The sequence below is a fragment of the Xanthomonas prunicola genome (genome assembly GCF_002846205.1).
Taxonomy (GTDB): domain Bacteria; phylum Pseudomonadota; class Gammaproteobacteria; order Xanthomonadales; family Xanthomonadaceae; genus Xanthomonas; species Xanthomonas prunicola.
In genome coordinates this window covers 45,635-67,820 of the sequence record NZ_PHKV01000014.1, presented here as the reverse complement: position 1 = coordinate 67,820, position 22,186 = coordinate 45,635, and the positions used below count along the sequence as shown (strand labels likewise).

Genomic DNA, 22,186 nt, shown 5'->3' with positions numbered 1-22,186 from the left:
CCGGTGTCTGCGCCCGGCGCGAAGGTGTAGCGCTCGGTGGCGGCGCGGGTGAGTGCGCTGGCTTCGGCGTCAATGCCGCCGTAATCGGTGAGCCGCACCTTGTAGTAGCCGGCCTGGCCCACTTCGCCGTCGTGCGTGTAACGCGCGGCATAGCGCTTTTGGTCGAAGGCCTTGGCATCTTTGGTATCGAAGTCGCCGCCGGGGCCGATGCGCCCGGTGACCGGCAGGATCGACACCTGGCCACCCTGTTCCCAGCAGCCGGCCCCTGACAGGAACGAATGGCCGAAACCGCGAATGCTGGGGTCGTCGTAGCGCCAGCCGGCGTAGTGCGCGCCGATCGGGCTGACCTGGATCAGGCCGAACGGCGCCGAGGCGCCTGGGTAGGTATTGCCGTCATCCTTGCTGCCGATGAAGGTGTTGACCTGCGCCGGGTCCTGCGCGGCCAGCGGTGCGGACAACGTTACCCCAAGCAGGCACAGGCCTGCGGCGGTGCGGCGCCAGAACGGTGTGCGCGCAGAACGCGCGCCAGAGCGGTTGGGCGATACGACTGATGGCATGCAAAACACCTCGGGAGAGGGCGGCCGAAGCCGCAGGTGGAAGGCGCGTGCCTGCCGCTGCACGACGCAGCGAGCGACGCACAACACGCGTGCAAGCAAGACGATCGACACCACACGCTCGGGCATCGTCATGCGTTGTGGTGGTGTCCGCCTCAAAAATCGAACACGTATTCTGCCGCGATCTCGCGCCCGACCTGGCTAAACAAGCGGCTGTGATAGAACTCGTCATCGAGCTTGTACGGATGCTTGTGGTTGTAACCGGTGCTGTTGAAGACATTGTTAACGTAGAGATTGAGCTTCATTGCAGGGGTGATGCGGTAGCCAAGATTGACGTTCCAGGTGATCGCCGGGCCGATGCGACCGTCGTATTTGCGCGTGCTCTGGCCGAAGGTGGGGCGATTGGGAACGGTGTTGGTGCAGCCGGCGCGGTCGTCGGGCACGTCGCCATCGGCGAACGGTACGCAACCGCCGGGGTTGTCCAGCCGGTCCAGGCCCCAGTGCGAGCGCACGCCCGGCACCGCACCGACGCGGTCGCCGTAGACGGTAGCGTTCCAGTTGCCGTACAGCCAGTTCACGCTGCCGCGCAGCTTGCTGCGGATGTCGCGCTCGCGGCGCTCGGGATTGGGGTCGCTGCGGTACGTCTGCTCGTGCATCGAGCGCAGGTTGGTGTCGTCGAGCCCCAGCTGGAAATCGTCGCTGCCGGTGGTGAGCTGGTAGCGCGCCGCCAAGTCGATACCGCTGACATCGCGCTGGGCCAGGTTGAACGGGCCGCGCTCGATCGCGGTGATGGCGCCGGCCGCATTGCGCTGCACGCGCGCCAGGATCCAAGCGCAGTAATCGGCGCCGCCGGGGGTGGACCAGGCCTGCCCGGGCGCGATGGTCAGCCCGGTGCGGCAGCCGGCTTCGTCGCGCAGGAGGGTGGTCTCGTCGATATCGCGGATCTCGTCTTCCAGATGGATGCGCCAGACGTCGGCGGCAAACGAAACGTTCTCGAACGCATCCCAGACACCCCCCGGCGTGCACGAACTGCCCAGTTCCGCGTCCAGGTCCGGGGTGCCGCGGCGGTTGATCGGTGGCATTTGGGCGTCTGGGCGTAAAAGAGCGACGGGGGGATGACCGTGGATTCAGCGAATTAAGCGCGGAGACAAGGGTTGGATCAATCCAAATCAACGCAGACCTGATCTCGCCCGCGTTGCCGACAGTAAGCATCCCTGAATCGCGGCACCACCTGCGGCGCAGCAACGGGCCCATGCGTACGCCGGGCCAGGAAGGCAGAACTCCCAGACAAGCAATGACTTACACCGCGCTGATGGGCTCATCCGCCAGTAGCACTGGCGGATGAGCCTGCAAAGGCATCGACAGGACTGTTGCTATCGATCGTGAGCCGAGGATGGCCGTCGGCTGCGCCGGACAGGAGTGCAGCGGTGGCCTGGTGGCGGACAGATGTTGAGTCGGAGAGCGGTGGTCGATGCGAGCGACCTGCATCGACGCAGTGGCCAAGTGAGCGCGCGCAAGCGATATGCGGCGTACGCGACGCCACAACTCCCGCTGTGGTGGCAGCAGGGGGCGTCGACAGTCGTCGTCGCGCTGCGTGACGACGCAGATGCCCAGTCATGGGCCAAGCAGTCAGCATTGTCGTGCAGCAACCTTCGATATCGAACAGCGAAAAGCCGTCGAGCGAGCTCGACGCGACTCGGGCATGGATGCCACGACGGTTATCATCGACGCATCGCACGGACGCGCGAATGCGCAGAAGCCATCATGCACAAGACCAGTCTCTTCGCGGCGCTGAGCGCGCTGCTTGCCCTTGCGCCCCTGGCGCTGGCGCATGCCGACGGCTCGATCCTGCCGCAGCAGCGCGACAACACCGGCAATGTGATGGAGCCATTGGGGCAGGTGCTGCGGGCCGATGAGCAGGGACAGTCCCGCCTTTACTTCTGCACCCGCGATGCCGCCTGGTGCGTGCGGAGCGAGCCGCGATCCGAACCGGGTGACCCGCTGAACATGCTGGAAATCTCCGAGACGGTCGCGGGCGAGCAGACGCCCCGCGTCTACCACGTCAGCATCGACGTCCCGGAGGGCGGCGAGCTGTCGGTGTGGCCGTGGATCGTGCGCATGGCGCCCGGCGTGGGCGCCGATCAAGCGGTGACCGATCCGCAACAGCGTGCGCGCCAGAACGTGCTGGTCGGCGGCATCAGCAAGCTCAGCACCAGCTACTCCGGCGGCGGCGCCGCGGCATCGCGGCTGCAGCTGGCGCGGGTGCGCCATCTGCAGGACGACATCCAGACCGATAGCGACCTGCTGCGCGTGCCGTGGGAAGGCAACGCCATGATCCGCACCTGCTTCACCGAGCGGGACATGCAGCAGCGCAGCGGCGCCTGCCATGACACCTACGATTTTTCCGCAAAGCTCTCGCTGGATTCCACCGCGCAGGGCATGCCGGTCCTGCGCTACCAGGCGGTCGCCACGCGCTTCCCGGCCGGTGTCTCACGCGATGAGGATTCGCTGGCCAAGCCGCTGAAGAAGAAAGACCTGCGCACCGAGCAGGATCCGGCGTGTACCTACACACGCGCGTTCCGTTTCGGTGACGGTGAGTACCGCCCGGACCAGGCACTGCCGGACTGCGCGAATTACACTGAGCTGTAAGGCGCAATCGCACGCTGCGGCGTTGAGCCCTGTGCGGCGTGCGGCAGTGATGATATTGCGCGTGCGTCTTCGAGCACACGCAGGTCCTCCGGCGGATGTGCGTGTGGGTGAGCGTTTCGGTTGACCCGACCAAGCCGCCGCTTTCGCTGCACAGACGACGTACGCGCCTGGTTGCCCAACGGCAGGCACGCAACGCACGCGATGCAGCATCGCCGTTTGTATGGCAGCAGGCAGCATCGGCCGTCACGCAACGCCACAACGACAGATGCCCGGCCAATGGCCGGGCATCCAGGGCTGCCATGCGGCAACCGTCGGGGTTTACCAGCGCATGCCTTCGAACGGGTTGAAGCTGGTGCTGCCCTTCACCTTGTCCAGGTAGTAAGCGTAGTTGGCGCTCATGCCAGCAAGCAGCGCCAGCGGAATGCTCAGCGCATTACCGATCGACCCGGGCAGGAACGAGGCCACGATGCCGACCACCAAACCGATGCCGATCAGGCCCAAGGCCTTGCGCCACAAGCCAAGGATGAAAAAGTAGATGAAGCCAAAGAACAGCGCGTAGAAGTTCATGCCCACCTTGAGCTTCTCGCCGAAGGGCAGCGTCTTGAGCGCCTCCTTGTAAGCGGGATCCTTGGGGCCGCCATGACGATCAAAGAAGGCGAAGCGGAACTGCCACTTGGGGCTGAGCTGGGTGCGATCGAAGGTATCCATTCCAATCCATTTAGTTGTAAACGATTACATGATAGGCGATCGCGTATTCATCGGCACGTGTTTTGCAGCGAACTCGCACGCGGGCCGGAAGTGCCCGGCCGACTCCGACACACGGCCGGCCAACGCCAGCGTCCCGCAACGCTAGCGGCTACCGCTGCTCGTTGACAGCGGTGCCACGGCGCGCGCGGCGGCGGGCGTAGAGCGCATGGTCGGCGCGGTCGACCACCGCGGTCAGCGCTTCGCCTTCCTGACGCAAGGCCGTGCCCAGCGTGAACTGGATCGGCGCATCGTTGCCAGCGGCCAGATAGGTGCGCAGCAGCTCTTGCAGCTGCTGCTCGCTGGCCTGGTGCAGCAGTACCAGGAATTCGTCGCCGCCCAGCCGCACCAGGTGGTCCTGGCGGCGCAGCGGATCGTTGAGAAACCAGGCCATCCGCACCAGCACTTCATCGCCGCGCTGGTGGCCGTAGGTGTCGTTGACCAGTTTGAACTTGTCCAGATCCACCACGATGCAGCCCCAGCGCACGCTGGCATCGCGCCTGTCCAGATCGTCCAGGAAGCGGCGATTGAAGCAGTTGGTCAGCGGGTCGGTGAACGACCATTCCAGCAGCTGTTTTTCCTGCTGATACTGGTTGGTGATGTCCTGGGCATGGGCCAGGACCAGGGTGGCGTCGGCTTCCACGTCGAGCACGTTGTGGTATTTCCAGTGGCGCAGGCTGCCGTCGCCGGCTACCAGTTCGATCACGCCCGAATCCTGGCCGTCGAGCACCATGTTCGACAGGTAGCCGCGCACGCCGCCATGGCGCTCCGCGCGGATCAGCTCGAACAGCGTGCGGCCTTCCATCTCTTCCACGCTGCGGCCCAGCGAGCGCGCTGCCGCCGGGTTGACGCTGATCAACCGGCCATCCATGTCGTGGGTGCAGATCAGCCCCAGGCTGTACTGGAACATCTTGCGGAACTTGCGCTCGCTGGCCGCCAGCGCGTCCACCGCGCGATGGCGGTCGGTGACGTCCTGGATGGCGCCGACCAGGCGCATGCGGCCGTCGACATGCTCCACCGCGCCGGTGCTGTGCACCCACAGGCGGCGACCGGTGCTGCTGATCAACGGCAGCTCCAGATCCCAGGGCGTGCCCTCGCGCACGCACAGTTCCACCGCCTCGGTGATCACCGCGCGCGCTTCCAGCGGGTAGAAGGTGATGGCTTCGGCAAGCGTGGGCTGGTAGCCCGGCGGCAGGTCGTGCATCCGGCAGGTTTCGTCCGACCAGGTCAGGGTCTTGGTGCTCACATCCACTTCCCAGCCGCCGACGCCGGCCACCCGCCCGGTACGCTCCAGAAACGCTTCGCTCTCGCGCAGGCGTTGCTGCAGACGGGCGTTGATGTCGGCGCGTTCGAGCATCACCCGGCGCTGTTCCAGCCCTTGGGCGGCGACCTTGGCCAGCTGTTGCAGGGCCGCCAGCTGGGCCGGCTCCAGCTGACGCGGGCGCTGGTCGATCACGCACACGGTGCCCATGCGCAGGCCATCGGACAGCACGATGGGGGCGCCGGCGTAGTAACGGATGCCGGGCGTATCGGTGACCAGGGCGTTGTCGCAAAAGCGCGGGTCGGCCGGGGCGTCGGGCACCTCCATCACCGCATCGTCCTGGATGGCGTAGGCGCAGAACGCCAGCTCGCGCGGGGTTTCGGACACGCCCGGCAAGCCGATATTGGCCTTCCACCATTGCCGATGCTCGTCCACCAGCGACACCAGCGCGATCGGGGTGCCGGCAATGGCCTGCGCGGCCGCCGCCAGCGCATCGAAGAACGGTTCGGAGTCGGTGTCGATCACCTGCAACAGCGCCAGCCGCGCCAGACGCTGCGCTTCGCTGGTGGTGGATGACGCAACGGTATCGCGCTGATTCAAAGGCAAGCTCACTCGTGCCCGGTAATCCGCGCAGTCTAGCGGACCGGGCATACCTGTTAGCGACGCCCCCGCGCGAGGTTCCGTGCGCCATTGCACACAGCGACGCCGGGCGTGCCGGTGCCGGGTTGTCGGCGCGCTGTCAGGCGTTAGCATCGGCCTGGGTGGCGGCGCCGCCATCGCGCATCTGCAGGGCCAGATACAGGCGCACGCAGTCGTCGGTGTTGCGCAGATCCACGCCGCACAGCTCTGCGATGCGCTGCATGCGGTAATCGAGGGTATTGCGGTGGATGGCCAGTGCCTTGGCGGTGGCTGCCATGCGCATGCCGGCGCCGAACCACACCGACAAGGTCTGCACCAGGTCGCCGCGACGGTCCTGGGCCAGCAGTGCCTGCAGCGGCTTGCGCAATTCCTCGGCCTGCCAGGCCTGACGCAGGTCGTCCACCAGCACCGGCAGGCGATGGTCGTCGTAGAAGAACGCATCGGCCTGCGGCGCGCGCGCCTTGCCGATGCGCATGGTGGTGCGTGCGATCTGGTGCGACAGGGCCAGCCCGTTGGGCTGCGGAAAGTACTGCCCCAGCGCCAGGCGGATCCGCAGCGGGCTGCTGGCGCGCATGCGCTCGAGCAAGGTGTGGGCGCGGCGGCGTTGTTCGTCCACGTCCCAGTGACCGCGGCGGTCCAGTGCCGGCTTGAGCACCACCAGTTCGTTGAGCGCGGTGGCGGCGATCAGGTTGCCGCGTTCGGGCGTGGACAGCAGCGTGTGCAGGCGCTGCAGCTCCACCAGCATGGCGTCCAGGTCGAGGGTGTCGCTTTCCACCTCGATCACGGCCGCCACGCGCGGCAGGTCGAGCGCGATGCCGAGCCGTTCGGCCCAGCCGGCCAGTGCCGGGGTCGGGCCGTCGGCGCGGATCAGGCCGAGCGTGACTTCCTCGCGCAGGCGCGCATCGCGGGCCAGCAGACGCAGCAGGCCGGCCTGTTCCAGCATCGCTTCGGCGGCCATGCGCACCAGTTCGGCCTGTTGGCCGATCCGCTGCGGGTCGCCGGTCAGCCCGACGCAGCCGACGATGCGGCCATCGGCGATCAGCGGCAGGTTGACGCCCGGGCGCACCGCGTCCAGCTGCTGCGCCAGTGCCGCATCGATCTCCACCCGGCCCTGCCTGGACAGCACCAGCAGCGCGCCCTCGTGCAGCTGACCGATGCGCGCCGGCTCGCCGCTGGCGATGATGACGCCGGTGTGGTCCATCACATTGACGTTGCCGTCGAGGATGGTCATCGCGCGGTCGACGATGGACTGCGCCAGGGTGCGGTCGAGCGTGAGCATGGGCGGGAATCTGTTGACGCGAACGAGGGAGGACACGGTGGCATGTTCGGTGCGCACATGTTCGCCACGCGTGTGATGGGACCCGTGCGGACTGTGTCCCGGCGTCTGTGCGAACTGTGCTGCCACCCGTTGGCGTGGTTCGATTCGGCGTGCAAAGGGGACGCGCGCTGTCCAACAGGACCCGTCAGACTCGGGCGCATGCCCTCGCCGCTTGTGTCCCCCGCGCGCTGCCATCAGCGCGCATCGACACCCGACGGCCGCTGTGCCAATACCCGGCCCACCTGCAGGGCCGCGGCCACATTGCGTGCGGCGATGCGCACGTTGCGGGCGGCTTCGGCCAGCGCCTGCTCCACCGTGCAGGCGCGGTGCACCACCGCAAACATCGCATCGATGCCATGGCCATGCAGCAGCGCAGCGCCGTTGCCCAGGCAACCGGCGATGGCGATCACCGGCTTGCCGTGCCGCTGTGCCACCCGCGCCACGCCCACCGGGGTCTTGCCGTGCAGGCTCTGGCTGTCCAGACGGCCTTCGCCGGTGATGACCAGATCGGCCTGGGCGACCAGTGCATCCAGCCCGAGCGCCTGTGCCACGATCTCCACCCCGGGCCGCAACTGCGCGCCCAGGTAGGCCACCAGCGCCGCGCCCAGGCCGCCGGCCGCACCGCCGCCGGGCAACTCGTGCAGCCGCATGCCCAGGTCGCGCTGCAGCAGGTCGGCGTAGTGCTGCAGGTTGGTCTCGAGCTGGCGCACCATGCTGGGAGTGGCGCCCTTCTGCGGGCCGAAGATCGCCGAGGCGCCGGTAGCGCCGATCAGCGGGTTGTCCACGTCGCAGGCCACTTCGAACTGGCAATCCTGCAGCCGCACATCCATGCCCTCGGTATCGATGCGCGCCAGCGCGGCCAGCGCGCCGCCGCCGGGACCGATCGCCTCGCCTTGCGCATCCAGCAGCCGCACGCCCAGCGCCTGCGCCAGGCCGGCGCCGCCGTCGTTGGTGGCGCTGCCGCCGATACCGATGATGAAGCGCCGCGCGCCGGCATCCAGCGCGGCCAGGATCAACTCGCCCACGCCCGCGGTGCTGGTGCGCAGCGGTGCGCGCTCGGCCGGCGGCACCAGCGCCAGGCCGCTGGCGGCGGCCATTTCGATCACCGCGGTGCGGCCGTCGCCGGTCAGGCCGAAGAACGCCTGCACCGGGGTGCCGAGCGGGCCGCTGACCGTGCAGTCGATCACCCGCCCGCCGGTGGCCGCCACCAGCGCATCGACCGTGCCTTCGCCGCCATCGGCGACCGGCACCTTGCGGTACTGACAGTCGGGAAACACTTCGCGGAAGCCGGCCTCGATCTGCGTCGCCACCTCCAGCGCGGACAGGCTTTCCTTGTAGGAATCGGGCGCGATGACGATCTTCATGGGCACACTCGCTGAGACGGACGCATCATTGGTTCACCGCGCGTGCCGGCACCCGCAGCACCAGCGCGGCGCCCAGCAGCATGGCCCCGGCCAGCACGTACAGCGCCAGCTCGGTGCTGTGGGTGGCGTCCTTGATCCAGCCCACCAGGTACGGGCTGACGAAACCGGCGACCTGGCCGGTGGAGTTGATCAGCGCCAGCCCACCGGCCGCGGCGGCGGCGGTGAGAAAGCCGTTGGTCAGCGGCCAGAACAGCGGCAAGCCACTGACCGCGCCCATCGTGGCCAGGGTCATGCCGAACAGGGCCAGACCCAGGTTGTCGGTGACGCTGGCGGCGATACACAGCCCGGCCGCCCCCATCAGCAACGGGAGTACCAGGTGCCAGCGGCGCTCGCGGCGGCGGTCGGCCGAGCGCCCCATCAGCAGCATGAACACCGCCGCGGCCAGGTACGGGATGGCGCTCATCAGGCCGATCCGGGTCGGGTCGGTGACGCCGCTGCCCTGGATGATCGAGGGCAGCCAGAAGTTGATCGCATACACCCCGCTCTGGATGCAGAAGTACACCGTGCCCAGCATCCACACCGCCGGGTTGCGCAGCACCGCGCCCAGCGAGCTGGAGGCGCCGGCCGGCTTGCCCGCTTCGTCGGCGGCCAGCGCGCGGGTCAGTGCCTGCTTCTCCTGCGGGTCCAGCCAGGTCGCCTGCTGCACGCCATCGCTGAGCAGGAACCACACCCCGATGCCCAGCAGCACGGTCGGCAGACCCTGCAGCAGGAACATCCACTGCCAGCCGGCCAGGCCACCCTGCCCGGCCGAGAAATGGCCGAGGATCCAGCCGGACAACGGCCCGCCCAGCACGCCGGAGATCGGGATGGCCGACATGAAGACGGTCATGACCCGGCCATGCTGGGCGCGCGGGAACCAGCGCGTCAGGTACAGCACGATGCCGGGGAAGAAGCCGGCTTCGGCCGCGCCGGTGAGCAGGCGCAGGGTGTAGAAGCCGGCCGGTGTGCGCACGAACAGCAGGCAGGTGGAGAGCAGGCCCCAGCTGACCATCATGATCGCCACCCAGCGGCGCGCACCGATGCGCTGCAGGATCAGATTGCTCGGCACCCCGCAGGCCAGGTAGCCGATGAAGAAGATGCCCGCACCCAGCCCGTACACGGTCTCGCTCATGCCCAGATCGCCAAGCATCTGCAGCTTGGCGAAGCCCACGTTGACCCGGTCCAGGTAGTTGAACAGGTAGCAGACGAACAGGAACGGGATCAGCCGCCACAGGATCTTGCGGTAGGTCGGGGCCATGCCATCGGGGGGCGGCAGTGGCCGGGTGGCTTGGGTCATCGCACGCTCCAGCAGTCGGTGGGCCCACCGGCGCGCAGTGCGGCGGCACCGCCACCACGCAGGGGTCGGCGCATTCTAGTTGGAGGTTTTTCCCGGAAGCATCGTCAGGCTGCCGCCTGTCCGTGGGCCGGCAGTCGCCGATTTTTGTGCAAATGCCCAAATCAGCACCAGCCGCTCCCGGCGTATGCCGGGCTCGGAACGCAATAGCAACCATGCTGTTGGTGCAGGGCTGGCCGCCCGATGCTGCGACGGCGACCCGCCACCTAACCACTTGGCTGACAACTAGCGCCGGCGCACTCCGCGCGCGCCCCAATCAGCCCATCGGGCGAAGAAGCCCACGGCAGCAACGCGCCCTACCCCAGCCCTGCACTAACAACCAAACCGGCGCCCCACCGCCAAGCCCGACACAGTACCCAGCCCCGCACGACGGACCGCCTCGGCTTTGCGAATCCCAACTCCCAACTCCCGCGCTCTACCGATTCCCCACTCCCGATTCCCGATTCCCCGCCGCATACGCCTGCGCCTGCCCCATCACCCGCAGCAGGTTGCCGCCCCAGATGCCGGCGATCTGCTGCTCGGTGTAGCCCTTGCGCAGCAGCCAGGCGGTGATGCGCGGGAGCTTGGAGACGTCTTCCAGGCCGACCACGCCACCGCCGCCGTCCCAGTCCATGCCGATGCCCACGTGCTCGGGCCCGACCACCTTGAGCACATGTTCCAGATGGGCGAAGAAATCCTCCTCGGTGGCGCGCTTGATCGGGTAGCGCGCATCCAGCTCCTTGAGCGCGGCGCTCAGGGCCGTGCCGTCGGCGATCCTGACGTGCTCCCAACCGCCGTACTGGTCGGTCAGCGCCTTCTCGGCGGCCTTGCGCTCGGGGCTGGCGCCGCTGTCGACCAGATAGCCGCCGTAGGAGTTCACCTGGATCACCCCGCCGTGCTCGGCCAGCACCTTCAGCCGCGCGTCGTCGATATTGCGCGGATGGTCGAACACCGCACGCGCGCCGCTGTGCGAGAGCACGATCGGCACCGGCGAGAGCGCAATCAACTGATCGAACACCGCATCGGAGGCGTGCGATTGGTCGATCACGATGCCCAGCGCCTGCGCCTGCTGCACCAGTTGCTTGCCGGCTGGGCTCAGGCCCTTCCATTCCGGCCCCTTCGGGTCGGTGGCCGAGTCGGCGAACTCGTTGTTGAGAAAATGCACGGTGCTCATCAGGCGCAGGCCTTGCGCGTAGTAGAAGCGCAGCAGCGTCGGGTCGGCCACCAACGGGCTGGCGTTTTCCATGCTGATGTACACCACGCGCTTGCCAGCGACCTTGATGCGCGCCGCATCGGCCGGCGTAGTGGCCAGTGCAAAGCGCTGCGGTTGCGCGGCCAGCAGCGTGTGGATCTTCAACAGCCGCTGCAGACCGGCATCGCGATCGTCCAGGTGCGCGGCCGCACTGCGATTGCCCTGCCCGGTGTAGACCGCCCAGAAGCCGCCATCCAGCGCGCCTTCGACCATGCGCGGGTAATCCACCTGCGACAGCCGGTTGCCGGCATGCGCCTGCAGCACATCGAAGTCGGGGCGCTCCAGGTTGGCCGGCGTGTCCAGATGCGAATCCAGCGTGACCAGGCGCTGTTGCAATGCGGTGGCGCGCGCCAGTTCGGCCTTGGAAAACTCCAGCGCGTGTGCGGGCAGCGCAGCGGCCAGCAACAACGAGACAGACAGCGAAAGCGAGCGCAGATGCATGCGATCTCACAGGCAGTGGGGGGTGAGCCGATCATAGCGGCTCGCTGCACGCGCGCTGCGCCTCGCGTGGGACGCTGTAGCGCTGTCACTCCAACCGGCGCGATTGCGTGAGCGATGTACGCGTTGCGAGGCCGGTTCTACGGCGATACCCAAGGAGCGACCACGCGCAACGGTGCCGAGATACGCACCGCCATGCCGGCAACAACGGCGCGACCGGCCGCTTGTCATTGCGCATCGGTTTGATACGCCTTGGAGCCCAGCGCGCGTGGACCGCCACGCATGCCGCATCCCTCAGTCGTCCAGTTCTGCCAGACGCGCACGCACGCTTTCCACATCGATGTGCTCGCGTACATGCGGCCACTGCCGCGCCCATACCGAGCGGAACACGATCCACGCACCGAACACGCCCAGACAGGTCGACCCCAGCGCCAGCAGCAATGGGTGCAGCGGCGAGCCGTCGCCAGTCTGGAACAAATACATGAAGGCGCCGGAAAACAGCAGCCATACGCCGAACACCGGCCAATTGCTGGCCAGCAGGCTGGCATTGGGCCGTTCGATCTGCCGCAGCAGCCGGCGCAAGGTCTTGCGTTCGTCTTCGTCGCTGGACGTCATCGGCTGCCGGCTCCTGGTTGCATGACTGCGTTGATCCACTGCTTGCCGGCGATGGCATCGCGCCGAGGAAGACGCTGCCTGCAACGCGGCAGACCGCGTCCGCCGCCGCGACGCGCTGCTACATCACGCGGCAGAACACCGCCTTCAGATAGCGCGATTCCTGCACGTGCGCCATGAACGGGTGGTCCGGGCCGGCACCGGCCACCTTCAGGATCTGGATGGTGCGCCCGGAGAAATACGACGCACGCCGCAGCATGTCCAGGAACTCCTGCTCGGCGACCAGACCGGTGCAGGAGAACGTGGCAAACAGGCCGCCGGGCTTGACCACGCCCAGGGCCAACTTATTCATGTCCAGATACTTCTTCAGTGCCGGAATCACCTGCTCGCGGTCGCGGGTCATCTTGGCCGGATCCAGGATCACCACATCGAACTGGTCGCCGCGATTGGCCGCATCGCGCAGCCACGGAAAGATATCGGCCTGCACGAACTTGGGCCGCACGTTGTTGAGCTTGGCGTTGCCCTTGGCGATGGCAATCACGTCTTCGTCGATGTCCACGCCCAGCACTTCGGACGCGCCGCGCGCGGCTGCATACACGGCAAAGCCGCCGGTGTTGCAGCACAGGTCCAGCACGGTCTTGCCTTCCACCTGCTCGCTCAGCCACTGCCGGTTGTCGCGCTGATCGGCGAAGAAACCGGTCTTGTGCGCACCGGCCGGGTCGGCGCGGAACTTGATGCCGTGCTCGGTGATCACCGCCGCTTCGGTGGTGGTGTTGCTGTGGAAATCGAAACTCTCCTGCTTTTGCACGTGTTCGTCGGCAAAGCTGTGGAAGCGGCAGCCCGGGAACTGCTCGCGCAGCGCCTCGTAGATCCATTCGCGGTGACGGAACATGCCGGCAGCGAAGAACTCCACCACCACCAGGTCGCCGTAGCGGTCCACCACCAGGCCGGACAGGCCGTCGCCTTCGCTATGCACCACGCGCCAGGCATCGGACACCGCGTCGAGCTTGAGCCAGTCGCGGCGCAGGCTCACTGCGGCTGCGATCTTGCGCGAGAACCAGCCCGCATCCACCGGCACCGACTGGTCGGTTTCCAGGATGCGCACGGCAATGCGCGAATGCCCGTTGTAGAAGCCGCGGCCGATCCACTCCCCGTCCACGCCGACCACATCGACGATGGTGCCGGGTTTGGGCTTGGCGGCGGGCTTTTCCACCAGCTTCTGGAAGATCCACGGGTGGCTGGAGCGCCACGCATTCTTGAGTCGGACGACGGGGACAGGAGTATTCATTGACCTATTGTATCCGGCTGGATTGACGTGCCCGGCCCCTGCCCGCAGAATCGGCGCCAGAAGGGGAGTAGCTCCCAGCGTTGTCGCCGTCATTACGAGTCCTGTCCGTCAGGCGCTCCGGTGCAACGGCAACCGGCCCAGCCGGTTGCGAGCGAGACCTTCGCCGCGCAGGCGAAGGTCCGTTACCCGGAATCCACGACTTCCGTGTCACAAGACCTCAGCCCGCCGGCTGTCCAGGTCGTTTTCACTTTTCGGGATTCTTATGCAAACCATTGGCAATGTCTGGCTATGGGGTGGCTTCGCGGTGGTGGTGATCGCCGCGCTGCTGGTTGATCTGGTACTGATGCGCCACGGCGGCGCCCACAAGGTCACCTTCAAGGAAGCCACCTGGTGGAGCATCGGCTGGGTGCTGCTGGCTTTGGCCTTCAATGCCGGGCTGTGGTGGTACCTGCAGGGCAGCGTGGGCGACGCCCAGGCCGATCAGATCGGGCTGCAATTCCTCACCGGCTACCTGGTGGAAAAATCCCTGGCGGTCGACAACATCTTCGTGTTCCTGATGGTGATGACCTACTTCGGCGTGCCGGAGGAACAGCGCCAGCGCGTGCTGATCATCGGTGTGCTGGGCGCCATCGTGCTGCGCGCGATCATGATTTTCGCCGGCTCGATGTTGCTGGCCAAGTTCCATTGGCTGCTGTACGTGTTCGGCGCGTTCCTGCTGCTGACCGGTATCAAGATGTGGTTCTCCGCCGGCAAGGAGCCGGATCTGGAAACCAACCCGGTGTTGCGCTGGATGCGCAGCCATCTGCGCCTGAGCCCGCAGTATCACGGCAACCTGCTCAGCGTGATCAAGGATGGCAAACGCTGGTTTACCCCGCTGTTTGTGGTGTTGATCCTGATCGCGGTGATCGATGTGATCTTCGCGGTGGACAGCATCCCGGCGATCTTTGCGATCACCACCGACCCGTTCATCGTGCTCACCTCCAACGTGTTCGCGGTGCTGGGCCTGCGCGCGATGTTCTTCCTGCTGGCCGGCATGGCAGATCGCTTCCACCTGCTGCCCTATGGCCTGGCGGTGATCCTGGTGTTCATCGGCACCAAGATGATGATCATCGATCTCTACAAGATCCCGGTGCTGGTCTCGCTGGCGGTGGTGGTCACGATCCTGGTTGCCACCATCGTGCTGAGCCTGCTGCGCCCGCCCAAGCCGGCCGGGCACTGACCGGCCGGGATTCGGGATTCGGGATTCGGGGTTGTGATTGGCTGCAGGTGGTGGTGCAAGGGATGCCGCGGTTTCGCTTCGGCTCTAGCCACTGGGGCCGGTCGTGGTCTTCGGCCGTGATCGGTTGGCTCTGCCGCCCACTGCGCAGCTCGGCTGCAGCGCACCACAGGCGGTACCGGAACATCGGGACCGCGCCCTGGTTGCCATCCCATCTATCTGCGCTGCGTTATTTGCCGCCGCGGCCTGCCTGCCGGGCTTCGTATCAGCCCGGCAGGCGGCAGGATTGTCCCGCCGCCGGATCCGGTTATCCCGCGCAAACAGGGCTTGCAAAGGCAAAACCACGCCGCCATCCGGGAATGCATGACAACGCATTCCCTCGCCCCCGATTCCACCAACCAGAGCCACCTGGACCGTTCCCGGGTGCTGCGTGCCTTCAATCTCAGCCTGGCCGCCGTGGTGCTGCTGGTGGCGGTATTCACCGCCCAGGGCATGTTCGACTGGCGCGCCTGGGCAGTGGCGCCGCTGCAGGCCGACGGCCTGCTCGGCATCCTCACCGCACCGCTGCTGCATGGCTCGCTGGCGCACCTCGGCGCCAACGCCGCCGCGTTGTTGATCCTGGGCACGCTGGCCGGCAGCGTGTACCCGCGCGCCACTGTCATGGCGCTGCCGCTGTTATGGCTGGGATCGGGCCTGGGCGCATGGTTGCTGGGTGAGCCCGGCAGCCGGCATCTGGGTGCCAGCGGCGTCACCCACGGCCTGATGTTTCTGGTGTTCGTGCTCGGCTTACTACGTCGCGACCGCCCGGCGATCGCCACCAGCATGATCGCCTTCCTGTTCTACGGCGGCATGTTGGTGACCATCCTGCCGCATGAAGCAGGCGTGTCCTGGCAATCGCATCTGGGCGGTGCGGTGGCCGGGTTGATCGCGGCCCTGCTGCTGCGCCTGCGCGATCCGCAACAGGCCAAGCCGCGCTACAGCTGGGAAGACGAGGATGAAGATACGGCCTGGGAAGTGAGCAACCCCGAACACGCGATGCTGGAACCCCCACCGCCGCGTCAGGTACCGGTGCTCTGGCAACGCCAGGAAGATGGCTCGGAAAATGTGGTGCTGCACTTTCCGCCGCGCGAACGGCCACCGGGAACGTAAGCACGCGCGTGTGCGCGGTGGGGTGTCATCGGGAACGCCTCCTCGCGCGTTCCTACAAACCGCCTACACGTTTAACGCTCTGCACGTTCGTTCAACGCGCGCCGCGCCAGGCCCGGGTCATCGGCAAAGAACGCATCGATGCCGGCGGCCAGATACGCCTTCAACTCGACCAGCGCGCCGGCGTCGTTGCGCTCGGTCACTGCGCCGCTGCTGCGGTTGTTGGCGGCCAGGAAATAATTTTCCGGACGGAACGTATACGGCTGCACCTGCAGCCCGGCCGCATGTGCGTCGTGCACCAGGCTGGTGGGCGTGCCCAAGCGTTGCTGCGCATCCAGCGGGATGATGCTGCGAATGTCGGGGCCGATCGCATCGGCATACGTGGCGACCTGCTGCAGACCGTCGGGTGTGATCATCTGCCCATAGGTCTTCGGCGCACCTTCGGTGCCGGCATCGGGCAGCGCCATCTGCGCAGCACCGAGCAACTGCAGCAGACGGATGTTGCTGGTGCGCCCGATCTTGCTGCGCAAGTAGCGCAGATTGTTGGTCTCGAACGATTGGATGATGACCGGCGCGGTTTGTGTGTAGGCATGCGCATGCAAGGTGGCCAATACCTTGTCTTCCATCGGCAGGCCAAGCGCCTTGAAGTAACTCGGGTGCTTGATCTCCGGTATCAGCCCGATGGGACGCCCAGTCGCTGCCGATTCTGCGGCAACGAAATCGATGATCTCGTCGAACGTAACGATCTGGAATTGCCCGTCCCAACGCGTGCCGCGCAGCTGCGGCAACCGCTCGCGCGCACGTAGCGTCTTCAACTCGGCCAGGCTGAAATCTTCGGTAAACCAGCCTTCCATCGCCTGTCCGTCGATGGTCTTGCGCGTCTTGCGCGCAGCGAACTCCGGGTGGCTGGCCACATCGGTAGTGCCACCGATCTCGTTCTCATGCCGTGCGATGAGCACGCCATCCTTGGTCGACACCAGATCCGGCTCGACAAAATCGGCGCCATCGACAATGGCTTTGGCGTACGAGGCCAACGTGTGTTCCGGGCGCAGCGCACTGGCACCACGGTGCGCAAAGATCTGCACCGTCTTGGCCAGCGGTGCTTCGGCAACTGCAGGGCCGCTCATGCCAACTATCATCGCTCCCGCCAACCAGATACGACCGAACTGCATCATGCATCTCTCCAACGAAAAACAGTTACCGAATCGACACATGGCCGCCAGGCGAGTCTGGTCGATAAGCGGCGCGGGAGGCACGACTGTACATCCCGCTGACGCCGCATCGTCCGCACCCGCCGTAAAATCACTCGCGACGTCTTGTTGGCCAGCCTAAAACTGTCTACGTCGATCTAAACCGGAAATCGGTAAGCAACCGCAAGACCGGCTCTTACGATTCCCCAATCCCCAATCCCGATTCCCGATTTCCGTCCTCAGAACTTGGCATCCAAGGTCAAAAACACCTGCCGCGGCGCGCTGGCATGGAACGCCAGCTGACGCCCGTTCGGGTCGGTGTTGGCGAACGCGGTGAGGTTGGAGGCGTAGCGCTTGTCGGTGAGATTGGTGACGTTGAGCGAGAGTTTGAGCGCCTGCAGCACGCCGACCTGGCCAAACGCGTACCCGGCGCCGGCATCGAACGAGGTGTAGCCGCCAAAGCCTTGATCGTTGGTGTAGGTGTAATACCGCTGGCCGGTGTACTTGCCACGCAGGTTGATGTTCCAGTTTGCGTAGTTGAAGGCGATTTCGCTGGCGAACATGCGCTTGGGCGTATCCACCGTGGTCTTGCCGGCGGTGGGGATGGTCACGCCGTTCTGCACGTAGTTGTCGTCATAGGTGGAGCGATTGATCGACGCCGAGTTGTACCACTGCAGGTAGCTGGTCGGCTTCCAGATCACCGTCAGTTCGCCACCGCGGCTGCTCACCGAGCCCACGTTGAAGAAGCGCGTGGTGCAGGCCGGCGTGGTGCCCTGCTGGATGCTGGCGCAGGGGTTGAGCGAGAGCAGGCGGTTGTCGAAGGTGACGTCGTAACCGACCAGCGACGCTTCGAAACGGTCGCGTACGAAGCGATAGCCTGCTTCCAGCGTGCGCGATTTTTCCGGCTCCAATGCGCCGACGCTGGCATCGAACGATGCCTGGGTCACCAGCAACGGGCCACCGGCGCCGCCACCCTGGAACGCAGCGATGTTTTCCGCGTACGAGGCGAACACTTCCTGGCCTTCGGCGAGGCGATAGCCCAAGCCGATCTGCGGCAACACCGATTCGCTGGCCTTGAGCGAGCCGGTCGCCACCGGCGCTTCCACCGCCACGCCCGGCGTCTCGCGTGCGGTCATTTCGGTGCTCGGGCTCTTGATGCCCAGATCCAGGCTCAGGCGCTCATCGAGAAACTTGAAGTTGCCCTGTACATAGAACTGGCGGGTGGTGATGACGTAGTTCTGCGAGAACAGGCGACGGTTGGGGTTCTGCAGGAACTTGTCGTCGCTGACCGGGCCATCGATCCAGTAGAAGTTGCGCTCCACATCATGGTGATTGCGCTCGTACCACAGGCCGGCTTCCAGATGATGCGGACCCAGGTCCCAACCGAGCGAGGCGATGCCGCCAGTGCGGTTGATCCAGTAATTGGTGCTGCGGATGGAGATTGGCAATGCCTGCGGCGTGCCTGGATTGGACGCCTGTCCCGGCGACCACCAGTGGCCCTGGCCCTTGTTTTCATGGTGGTAGACCTGCGTGTGCAGGCTAATCGCATCGTTAGGCTGGAAGTCGCCGGCCACATAGAACAGGTCGTCGTCGCGCAACGCGCGGCTCTGGTAATACGCATCGTCGATGTTGTCGACACCGCCGCTGAAACCGCAACGCGCTGCGTTGCGCGTGGCTGGCGCGCAATACGCTGCGGCCAGTGCGCGGTTCCAGTCCGGTGCGTACAGATTCCAGTCCCAGCCCAGGCCACGCGCCATGCCGCTCTTGGACAGGTACGCATAGTCCGCCTGTGAGGTGCGCGAGGTATCGGCAAATGCGGTCAGCTTGCCACCGTCGAACTGGTACACACCCTTGGCGTTGAACTGCCGCGTGGTGGTCGGCGATTCCGGGCGTGCCCACATGTCGGCTTGGGCGTTGATGCCCGACAGATACGCCGAAAACCCATTGTAATCGCCGGTATCCACACGCAGGAAGGTACGGCGATTGGCATCGGAGCCCACCGTCTGCGACACCTGCCCGCCAAACACGCTGGACGGATCGGCCGAGTAATACTGGATGGTGCCGCCCAGGTTGCTGGTAGAGGCAGTGCCCAATGCACCGATGCCAGAAGCCAGCTCCACGCCGCCGAAGTTTTCCGCGATCAATGCGCGGCTGATGTTGAGACCGTTGTAGTTGCCATAGGCGTTGTCGCCCAGCGGCAGACCGTCGAGCGTATAGCCCAGGCGCGTACCGTTGAAGCCGCGCAGGCTGATCGTCTGCGACTCTTCGTTGGCACCGAAGGCATCATTGGATTGCACGTTCACGCCCGGCATGCGGTTGAGCAGCTTCTGGATGCTGGTGCCTGGCGGCAGCACCGGAATGTCCTGCTGGGTGATGCGCTGCACCTGGCGCGTTTCGCCCTGGCCAATCACCGACACCGCATCGAGTTGCTGCACGGTCGCACCGGTATCGGCTGACCCGTCGAGGTCGGCAGCGTAGGCGGCAGGCGCGAACACGAGCGCGGCGAGAACGGCGGCACTTAACTGATGGGTCTTGGGCATGAGCGGCGTTGGGGACGAGTCAAAAGATGACGGCAAGCGTGCGACAGTTGTCTTGCGTCGATGCGACAGAAAAATGACAGTGCGGCGACAACCCTTTCGCATCCCTCGCCGTCATTGCGTTGCGCTGGCATGCAGGTGTCATCTATGCGTCGTAATCTGCGAGCTCTTCCATTCGTGTTGGTTGAGGGTGTGTCCATGTCGCAACACAGTGCAGGTCTTTCTCGCGCAACACTGACGGGCGTGGCCATCGCCGCCTTGCTGGTCGGCAGCGGCGCTGCCGGTGCGCGACAAAGCGCGGCGCCAGCCGGCTCGGTGATCGCAACCGACGCGCATGGATACCTGGAAAAGAGCGAACTGCCCGACAGCCTGCAGCTGGTGCCACCGCCACCGCAGGATGGCAGCACCGCGCTCGCCAACGACGAGGCAGTTTCCAAGGCCATGCTGGCTCTGCGCGGCACGCCGCGCTGGGAGCTGGCCGCGCAGGACGCAGTGCTGCGCTTTCCGGCCGCGGCCACGCATTTCAGCTGCGCGCTCGGTATACAGATCGACCAGACCAGCACCCCGCATCTGATGCGCCTGCTCGAGCGCAGCCTGCGCGATGCCAGCACCGCCACCAGCGCCGCCAAGGCGCGCTATCAGCGTCCACGCCCGTTCATGCGCAACGCGCAACCGACGTGCAGCCCGGACGATGACGCAGCCCTGCGCAAGAACGGCTCTTACCCCTCTGGCCACACCGCCATCGGCTGGACCTGGGGCCTGATCCTGTCGGAAATCGCCCCCGCCCACCGCGACGCCCTGCTCGCCCGCGGCCGCGCCTTCGGCGATAGCCGCCTGGTCTGCAACGTGCACTGGCAGAGCGATGTCACCCAGGGCCGCATGGTGGGCGCCGCCACGGTCGCCGCCTTGCACGGCAATCCCGCATTTGAAAAAGACCTGGCCGCCGCACGCCGCGAAATTGAGAAGGCGCAGGCAAAGCGGCCAACGGCATCTGCGATGGCTGCGTGTGATGCGGAAAGCCAAGCGCTGAAGACGGTGTTGCCTGGCGTGATGTAGCGCAGCAGACGTCGACGGCTGGTGCGCCTGTGGCACTTGCGCGATATCCGACAGATGCCGCCTGCAGCACTCCCAATGCAGGTGGCGTGCTAAGCGAGTGCGCACTTGTGTCGCGCGCCGACTCTGAGAACCTCAGCGCGTATCAACGCGCTGAGCACCACCGCATCACTTGCCGATACAAAAACTCGAAAAGATCTTGCCGAGCAAATCATCGGCGCTGATCTTTCCGGTGATCTCGCCGAGTGCTTCGTGTGCCAGGCGCAGCTCTTCGGCGGCCAGTTCGAGTTGTTCGAAACCCAGTTCCAGATCGGCGGCGTCCACGTGTTGTTCGGCGCGACGCAGTGTCTCGACGTGGCGGGTGCGGGCAGAAAATTCGCCATCGACGCTGTCCACGCCATCGCCGAGCGCAAGGTCGCGCAGTCTGTTGTGCAACTGATCGAGTCCTTGCCCGGTCACCGCCGACACTGCGATCGCATTGGCATCAAGGGGCGCGGCATCGCTGAGCAGATCGTATTTGTTGTGGATCCACAGATGCCGTGGCACGGCATCGATGGCGTCGCCGATCGCCTCGCGAGCCGCCTGCGGGTCGCGTGCATCCAGCACCACCAATGCCAGATCGGCGCGCTCCAATTCGGCGCGGGCGCGACGCATACCTTCGCGTTCGATCGCATCGCCGCCGTCGCGCAGGCCTGCGGTATCGACCAGGGTCAACTCGAAGCCGTCGAGCTGGATCGCTTCGTGCAAGGTGTCGCGGGTGGTGCCGGCGACATCGGTGACGATCGCGCGGTCGCTACCGGCCAGTGCATTGAGCAACGAACTCTTGCCGGCATTGGGCGGGCCGATCAACACCGCATGCAGGCCGTCGCGCAACTTACGTCCGCGTTCGGCATCGCGCAGCAACTGGGCGAGCAAGTTGCGCGCCTGGGTCAAGCCGTCGCGTACCTGGTTGCCGCCCAAGGTATCGAGCGGCTCGTCGGCAAAGTCGATGGCCGCCTCGACATGGATACGCAAGCGGGTCAGGTTGTCCGCCACCGCATCGACACGTCGCGAAAATACGCCATCCAACGCACGCCGCGCGGCGCGTGCTGCACGCAGATCGCCGGCCGCGATCAAGTCGGCGATGGCTTCGGCCTGCGCAAGATCGAGTTTGCCATTGAGAAACGCACGTTCGCTGAATTCGCCGGCACGTGCCTGGCGCGCGCCCAATTCGACGCAACGGGCAACCAGCTGCCGCAACAGCACCGGACTGCCATGGCCTTGCAGCTCGACGACATCGTCGCCGGTAAAGCTGTGCGGCGCGTTGAACCACAGTGCGATGCCGTCATCGATCACCGCGCCCTGCGCGTCGCGGAAGCGCGCGTAGTGCGCATGCCGCGGCTGCAGACGCGCGACACCTAATTGCGCTGCGATCTGCACCGACTGCGGCCCGGACAAACGCACGATACCCACGCCACCGATTCCGGCAGCACTGGCGATGGCAACGATGGTCGAGGTGAAAGACGACATGGGCGTGGCTCTAACGTGGATTGAAAGACAAGTGGAGTTTAAGC

The 22,186-nt window shown here is 66.0% G+C and carries 15 protein-coding genes and 2 pseudogenes; 4 read left to right on the top strand and 13 right to left on the bottom strand.

The annotated features are described in order from the left end of the window. A pseudogene (locus XpruCFBP8353_RS21400) lies at window positions 1–557 on the bottom strand (GH92 family glycosyl hydrolase); the annotation flags it as partial. Between the two features lie 152 nt (window positions 558–709). Further along, a pseudogene (locus XpruCFBP8353_RS21395) lies at window positions 710–1,627 on the bottom strand (TonB-dependent receptor domain-containing protein); the annotation flags it as partial. Between the two features lie 430 nt (window positions 1,628–2,057). Between XpruCFBP8353_RS21395 and XpruCFBP8353_RS21390 the strand changes: the two are divergent. Next, window positions 2,058–3,203, top strand: a complete 1,146-nt coding sequence (locus XpruCFBP8353_RS21390) for a hypothetical protein (RefSeq protein ID WP_243391180.1) — start codon at window positions 2,058–2,060, stop codon at window positions 3,201–3,203. 318 nt (window positions 3,204–3,521) lie between these two features. Here XpruCFBP8353_RS21390 and XpruCFBP8353_RS21385 read toward each other — a convergent pair whose 3' ends face one another. The 8 genes from XpruCFBP8353_RS21385 to XpruCFBP8353_RS21350 form a co-directional block, all read right to left on the bottom strand. Continuing rightward, window positions 3,522–3,911, bottom strand: coding sequence for a DUF2628 domain-containing protein (locus XpruCFBP8353_RS21385; RefSeq protein ID WP_101365023.1), 390 nt, complete (start codon window positions 3,909–3,911; stop codon window positions 3,522–3,524). Between the two features lie 148 nt (window positions 3,912–4,059). Then, window positions 4,060–5,808 (bottom strand): sensor domain-containing diguanylate cyclase, encoded by a 1,749-nt coding sequence (locus XpruCFBP8353_RS21380; RefSeq protein ID WP_101365022.1) that lies wholly within the window; start codon window positions 5,806–5,808, stop codon window positions 4,060–4,062. Window positions 5,809–5,947: 139 nt separating this feature from the next. After that, entirely contained in the window at window positions 5,948–7,126 is a 1,179-nt protein-coding gene (locus tag XpruCFBP8353_RS21375) for a sugar diacid recognition domain-containing protein (RefSeq protein ID WP_101365021.1), read from the bottom strand. Between the two features lie 233 nt (window positions 7,127–7,359). Then, the gene (locus XpruCFBP8353_RS21370) at window positions 7,360–8,529 is read right to left on the bottom strand and encodes a glycerate kinase (protein ID WP_101365020.1); all 1,170 of its coding nucleotides are present in this window, start codon (window positions 8,527–8,529) and stop codon (window positions 7,360–7,362) included. Window positions 8,530–8,554: 25 nt separating this feature from the next. Further along, on the bottom strand, window positions 8,555–9,865 hold the full coding sequence (locus tag XpruCFBP8353_RS21365; protein WP_101365019.1) for an MFS transporter: 1,311 nt from the start codon (window positions 9,863–9,865) through the stop codon (window positions 8,555–8,557). A gap of 472 nt (window positions 9,866–10,337) precedes the next feature. Continuing rightward, the gene (locus tag XpruCFBP8353_RS21360; RefSeq protein WP_162301148.1) at window positions 10,338–11,594 is read right to left on the bottom strand and encodes a dipeptidase; all 1,257 of its coding nucleotides are present in this window, start codon (window positions 11,592–11,594) and stop codon (window positions 10,338–10,340) included. 291 nt (window positions 11,595–11,885) lie between these two features. Continuing rightward, on the bottom strand, window positions 11,886–12,206 hold the full coding sequence (locus XpruCFBP8353_RS21355) for a hypothetical protein (protein WP_101365018.1): 321 nt from the start codon (window positions 12,204–12,206) through the stop codon (window positions 11,886–11,888). A 118-nt stretch (window positions 12,207–12,324) separates the two neighbouring features. Next, complete coding sequence (locus tag XpruCFBP8353_RS21350; protein ID WP_101365017.1) at window positions 12,325–13,491, bottom strand: class I SAM-dependent rRNA methyltransferase; 1,167 nt, start codon at window positions 13,489–13,491, stop codon at window positions 12,325–12,327. A gap of 262 nt (window positions 13,492–13,753) precedes the next feature. Between XpruCFBP8353_RS21350 and XpruCFBP8353_RS21340 the strand changes: the two genes are divergently transcribed. Next, window positions 13,754–14,710: a TerC family protein gene (locus XpruCFBP8353_RS21340; protein WP_101365016.1), complete on the top strand. Its 957-nt coding sequence runs from the start codon at window positions 13,754–13,756 to the stop codon at window positions 14,708–14,710. A gap of 360 nt (window positions 14,711–15,070) precedes the next feature. Further along, window positions 15,071–15,856, top strand: a complete 786-nt coding sequence (locus XpruCFBP8353_RS21335) for a rhomboid family intramembrane serine protease (RefSeq protein WP_101365015.1) — start codon at window positions 15,071–15,073, stop codon at window positions 15,854–15,856. Window positions 15,857–15,927: 71 nt separating this feature from the next. On the opposite strand, the gene XpruCFBP8353_RS21330 is transcribed toward XpruCFBP8353_RS21335, so the two are convergent. Further along, on the bottom strand, window positions 15,928–17,028 hold the full coding sequence (locus tag XpruCFBP8353_RS21330) for a glycerophosphodiester phosphodiesterase (protein ID WP_101365014.1): 1,101 nt from the start codon (window positions 17,026–17,028) through the stop codon (window positions 15,928–15,930). Window positions 17,029–17,282: 254 nt separating this feature from the next. Beyond that, window positions 17,283–19,583 carry a TonB-dependent receptor gene (locus tag XpruCFBP8353_RS21325; RefSeq protein ID WP_101365013.1) on the bottom strand — a complete coding sequence of 767 codons (2,301 nt, stop codon included), beginning with the start codon at window positions 19,581–19,583 and terminating at the stop codon, window positions 17,283–17,285. 195 nt (window positions 19,584–19,778) lie between these two features. Here XpruCFBP8353_RS21325 and XpruCFBP8353_RS21320 point away from each other — a divergent pair, with 195 nt between their 5' ends. Further along, window positions 19,779–20,636: an acid phosphatase gene (locus XpruCFBP8353_RS21320; RefSeq protein ID WP_101365012.1), complete on the top strand. Its 858-nt coding sequence runs from the start codon at window positions 19,779–19,781 to the stop codon at window positions 20,634–20,636. Between the two features lie 165 nt (window positions 20,637–20,801). On the opposite strand, the gene mnmE is transcribed toward XpruCFBP8353_RS21320, so the two are convergent. Beyond that, a complete protein-coding gene (mnmE, locus tag XpruCFBP8353_RS21315; RefSeq protein WP_101365011.1) occupies window positions 20,802–22,142 on the bottom strand; it encodes a tRNA uridine-5-carboxymethylaminomethyl(34) synthesis GTPase MnmE in 1,341 nt (446 codons plus the stop codon). Window positions 22,143–22,186 lie beyond the last annotated feature (44 nt).

Coding starts and splice junctions, on each gene's coding strand:
- XpruCFBP8353_RS21385 (WP_101365023.1), bottom strand. CDS start 3,911: ATGGATACCTTCGATCGCACCCAGCTCAGCCCCAAGTGGCAGTTCCGC.
- XpruCFBP8353_RS21375 (WP_101365021.1), bottom strand. CDS start 7,126: ATGCTCACGCTCGACCGCACCCTGGCGCAGTCCATCGTCGACCGCGCG.
- XpruCFBP8353_RS21370 (WP_101365020.1), bottom strand. CDS start 8,529: ATGAAGATCGTCATCGCGCCCGATTCCTACAAGGAAAGCCTGTCCGCG.
- XpruCFBP8353_RS21365 (WP_101365019.1), bottom strand. CDS start 9,865: ATGACCCAAGCCACCCGGCCACTGCCGCCCCCCGATGGCATGGCCCCG.
- XpruCFBP8353_RS21360 (WP_162301148.1), bottom strand. CDS start 11,594: ATGCATCTGCGCTCGCTTTCGCTGTCTGTCTCGTTGTTGCTGGCCGCT.
- XpruCFBP8353_RS21355 (WP_101365018.1), bottom strand. CDS start 12,206: ATGACGTCCAGCGACGAAGACGAACGCAAGACCTTGCGCCGGCTGCTG.
- XpruCFBP8353_RS21350 (WP_101365017.1), bottom strand. CDS start 13,491: ATGAATACTCCTGTCCCCGTCGTCCGACTCAAGAATGCGTGGCGCTCC.
- XpruCFBP8353_RS21340 (WP_101365016.1), top strand. CDS start 13,754: ATGCAAACCATTGGCAATGTCTGGCTATGGGGTGGCTTCGCGGTGGTG.
- XpruCFBP8353_RS21335 (WP_101365015.1), top strand. CDS start 15,071: ATGACAACGCATTCCCTCGCCCCCGATTCCACCAACCAGAGCCACCTG.
- XpruCFBP8353_RS21330 (WP_101365014.1), bottom strand. CDS start 17,028: ATGATGCAGTTCGGTCGTATCTGGTTGGCGGGAGCGATGATAGTTGGC.
- XpruCFBP8353_RS21325 (WP_101365013.1), bottom strand. CDS start 19,583: ATGCCCAAGACCCATCAGTTAAGTGCCGCCGTTCTCGCCGCGCTCGTG.
- XpruCFBP8353_RS21320 (WP_101365012.1), top strand. CDS start 19,779: ATGTCGCAACACAGTGCAGGTCTTTCTCGCGCAACACTGACGGGCGTG.
- mnmE (WP_101365011.1), bottom strand. CDS start 22,142: ATGTCGTCTTTCACCTCGACCATCGTTGCCATCGCCAGTGCTGCCGGA.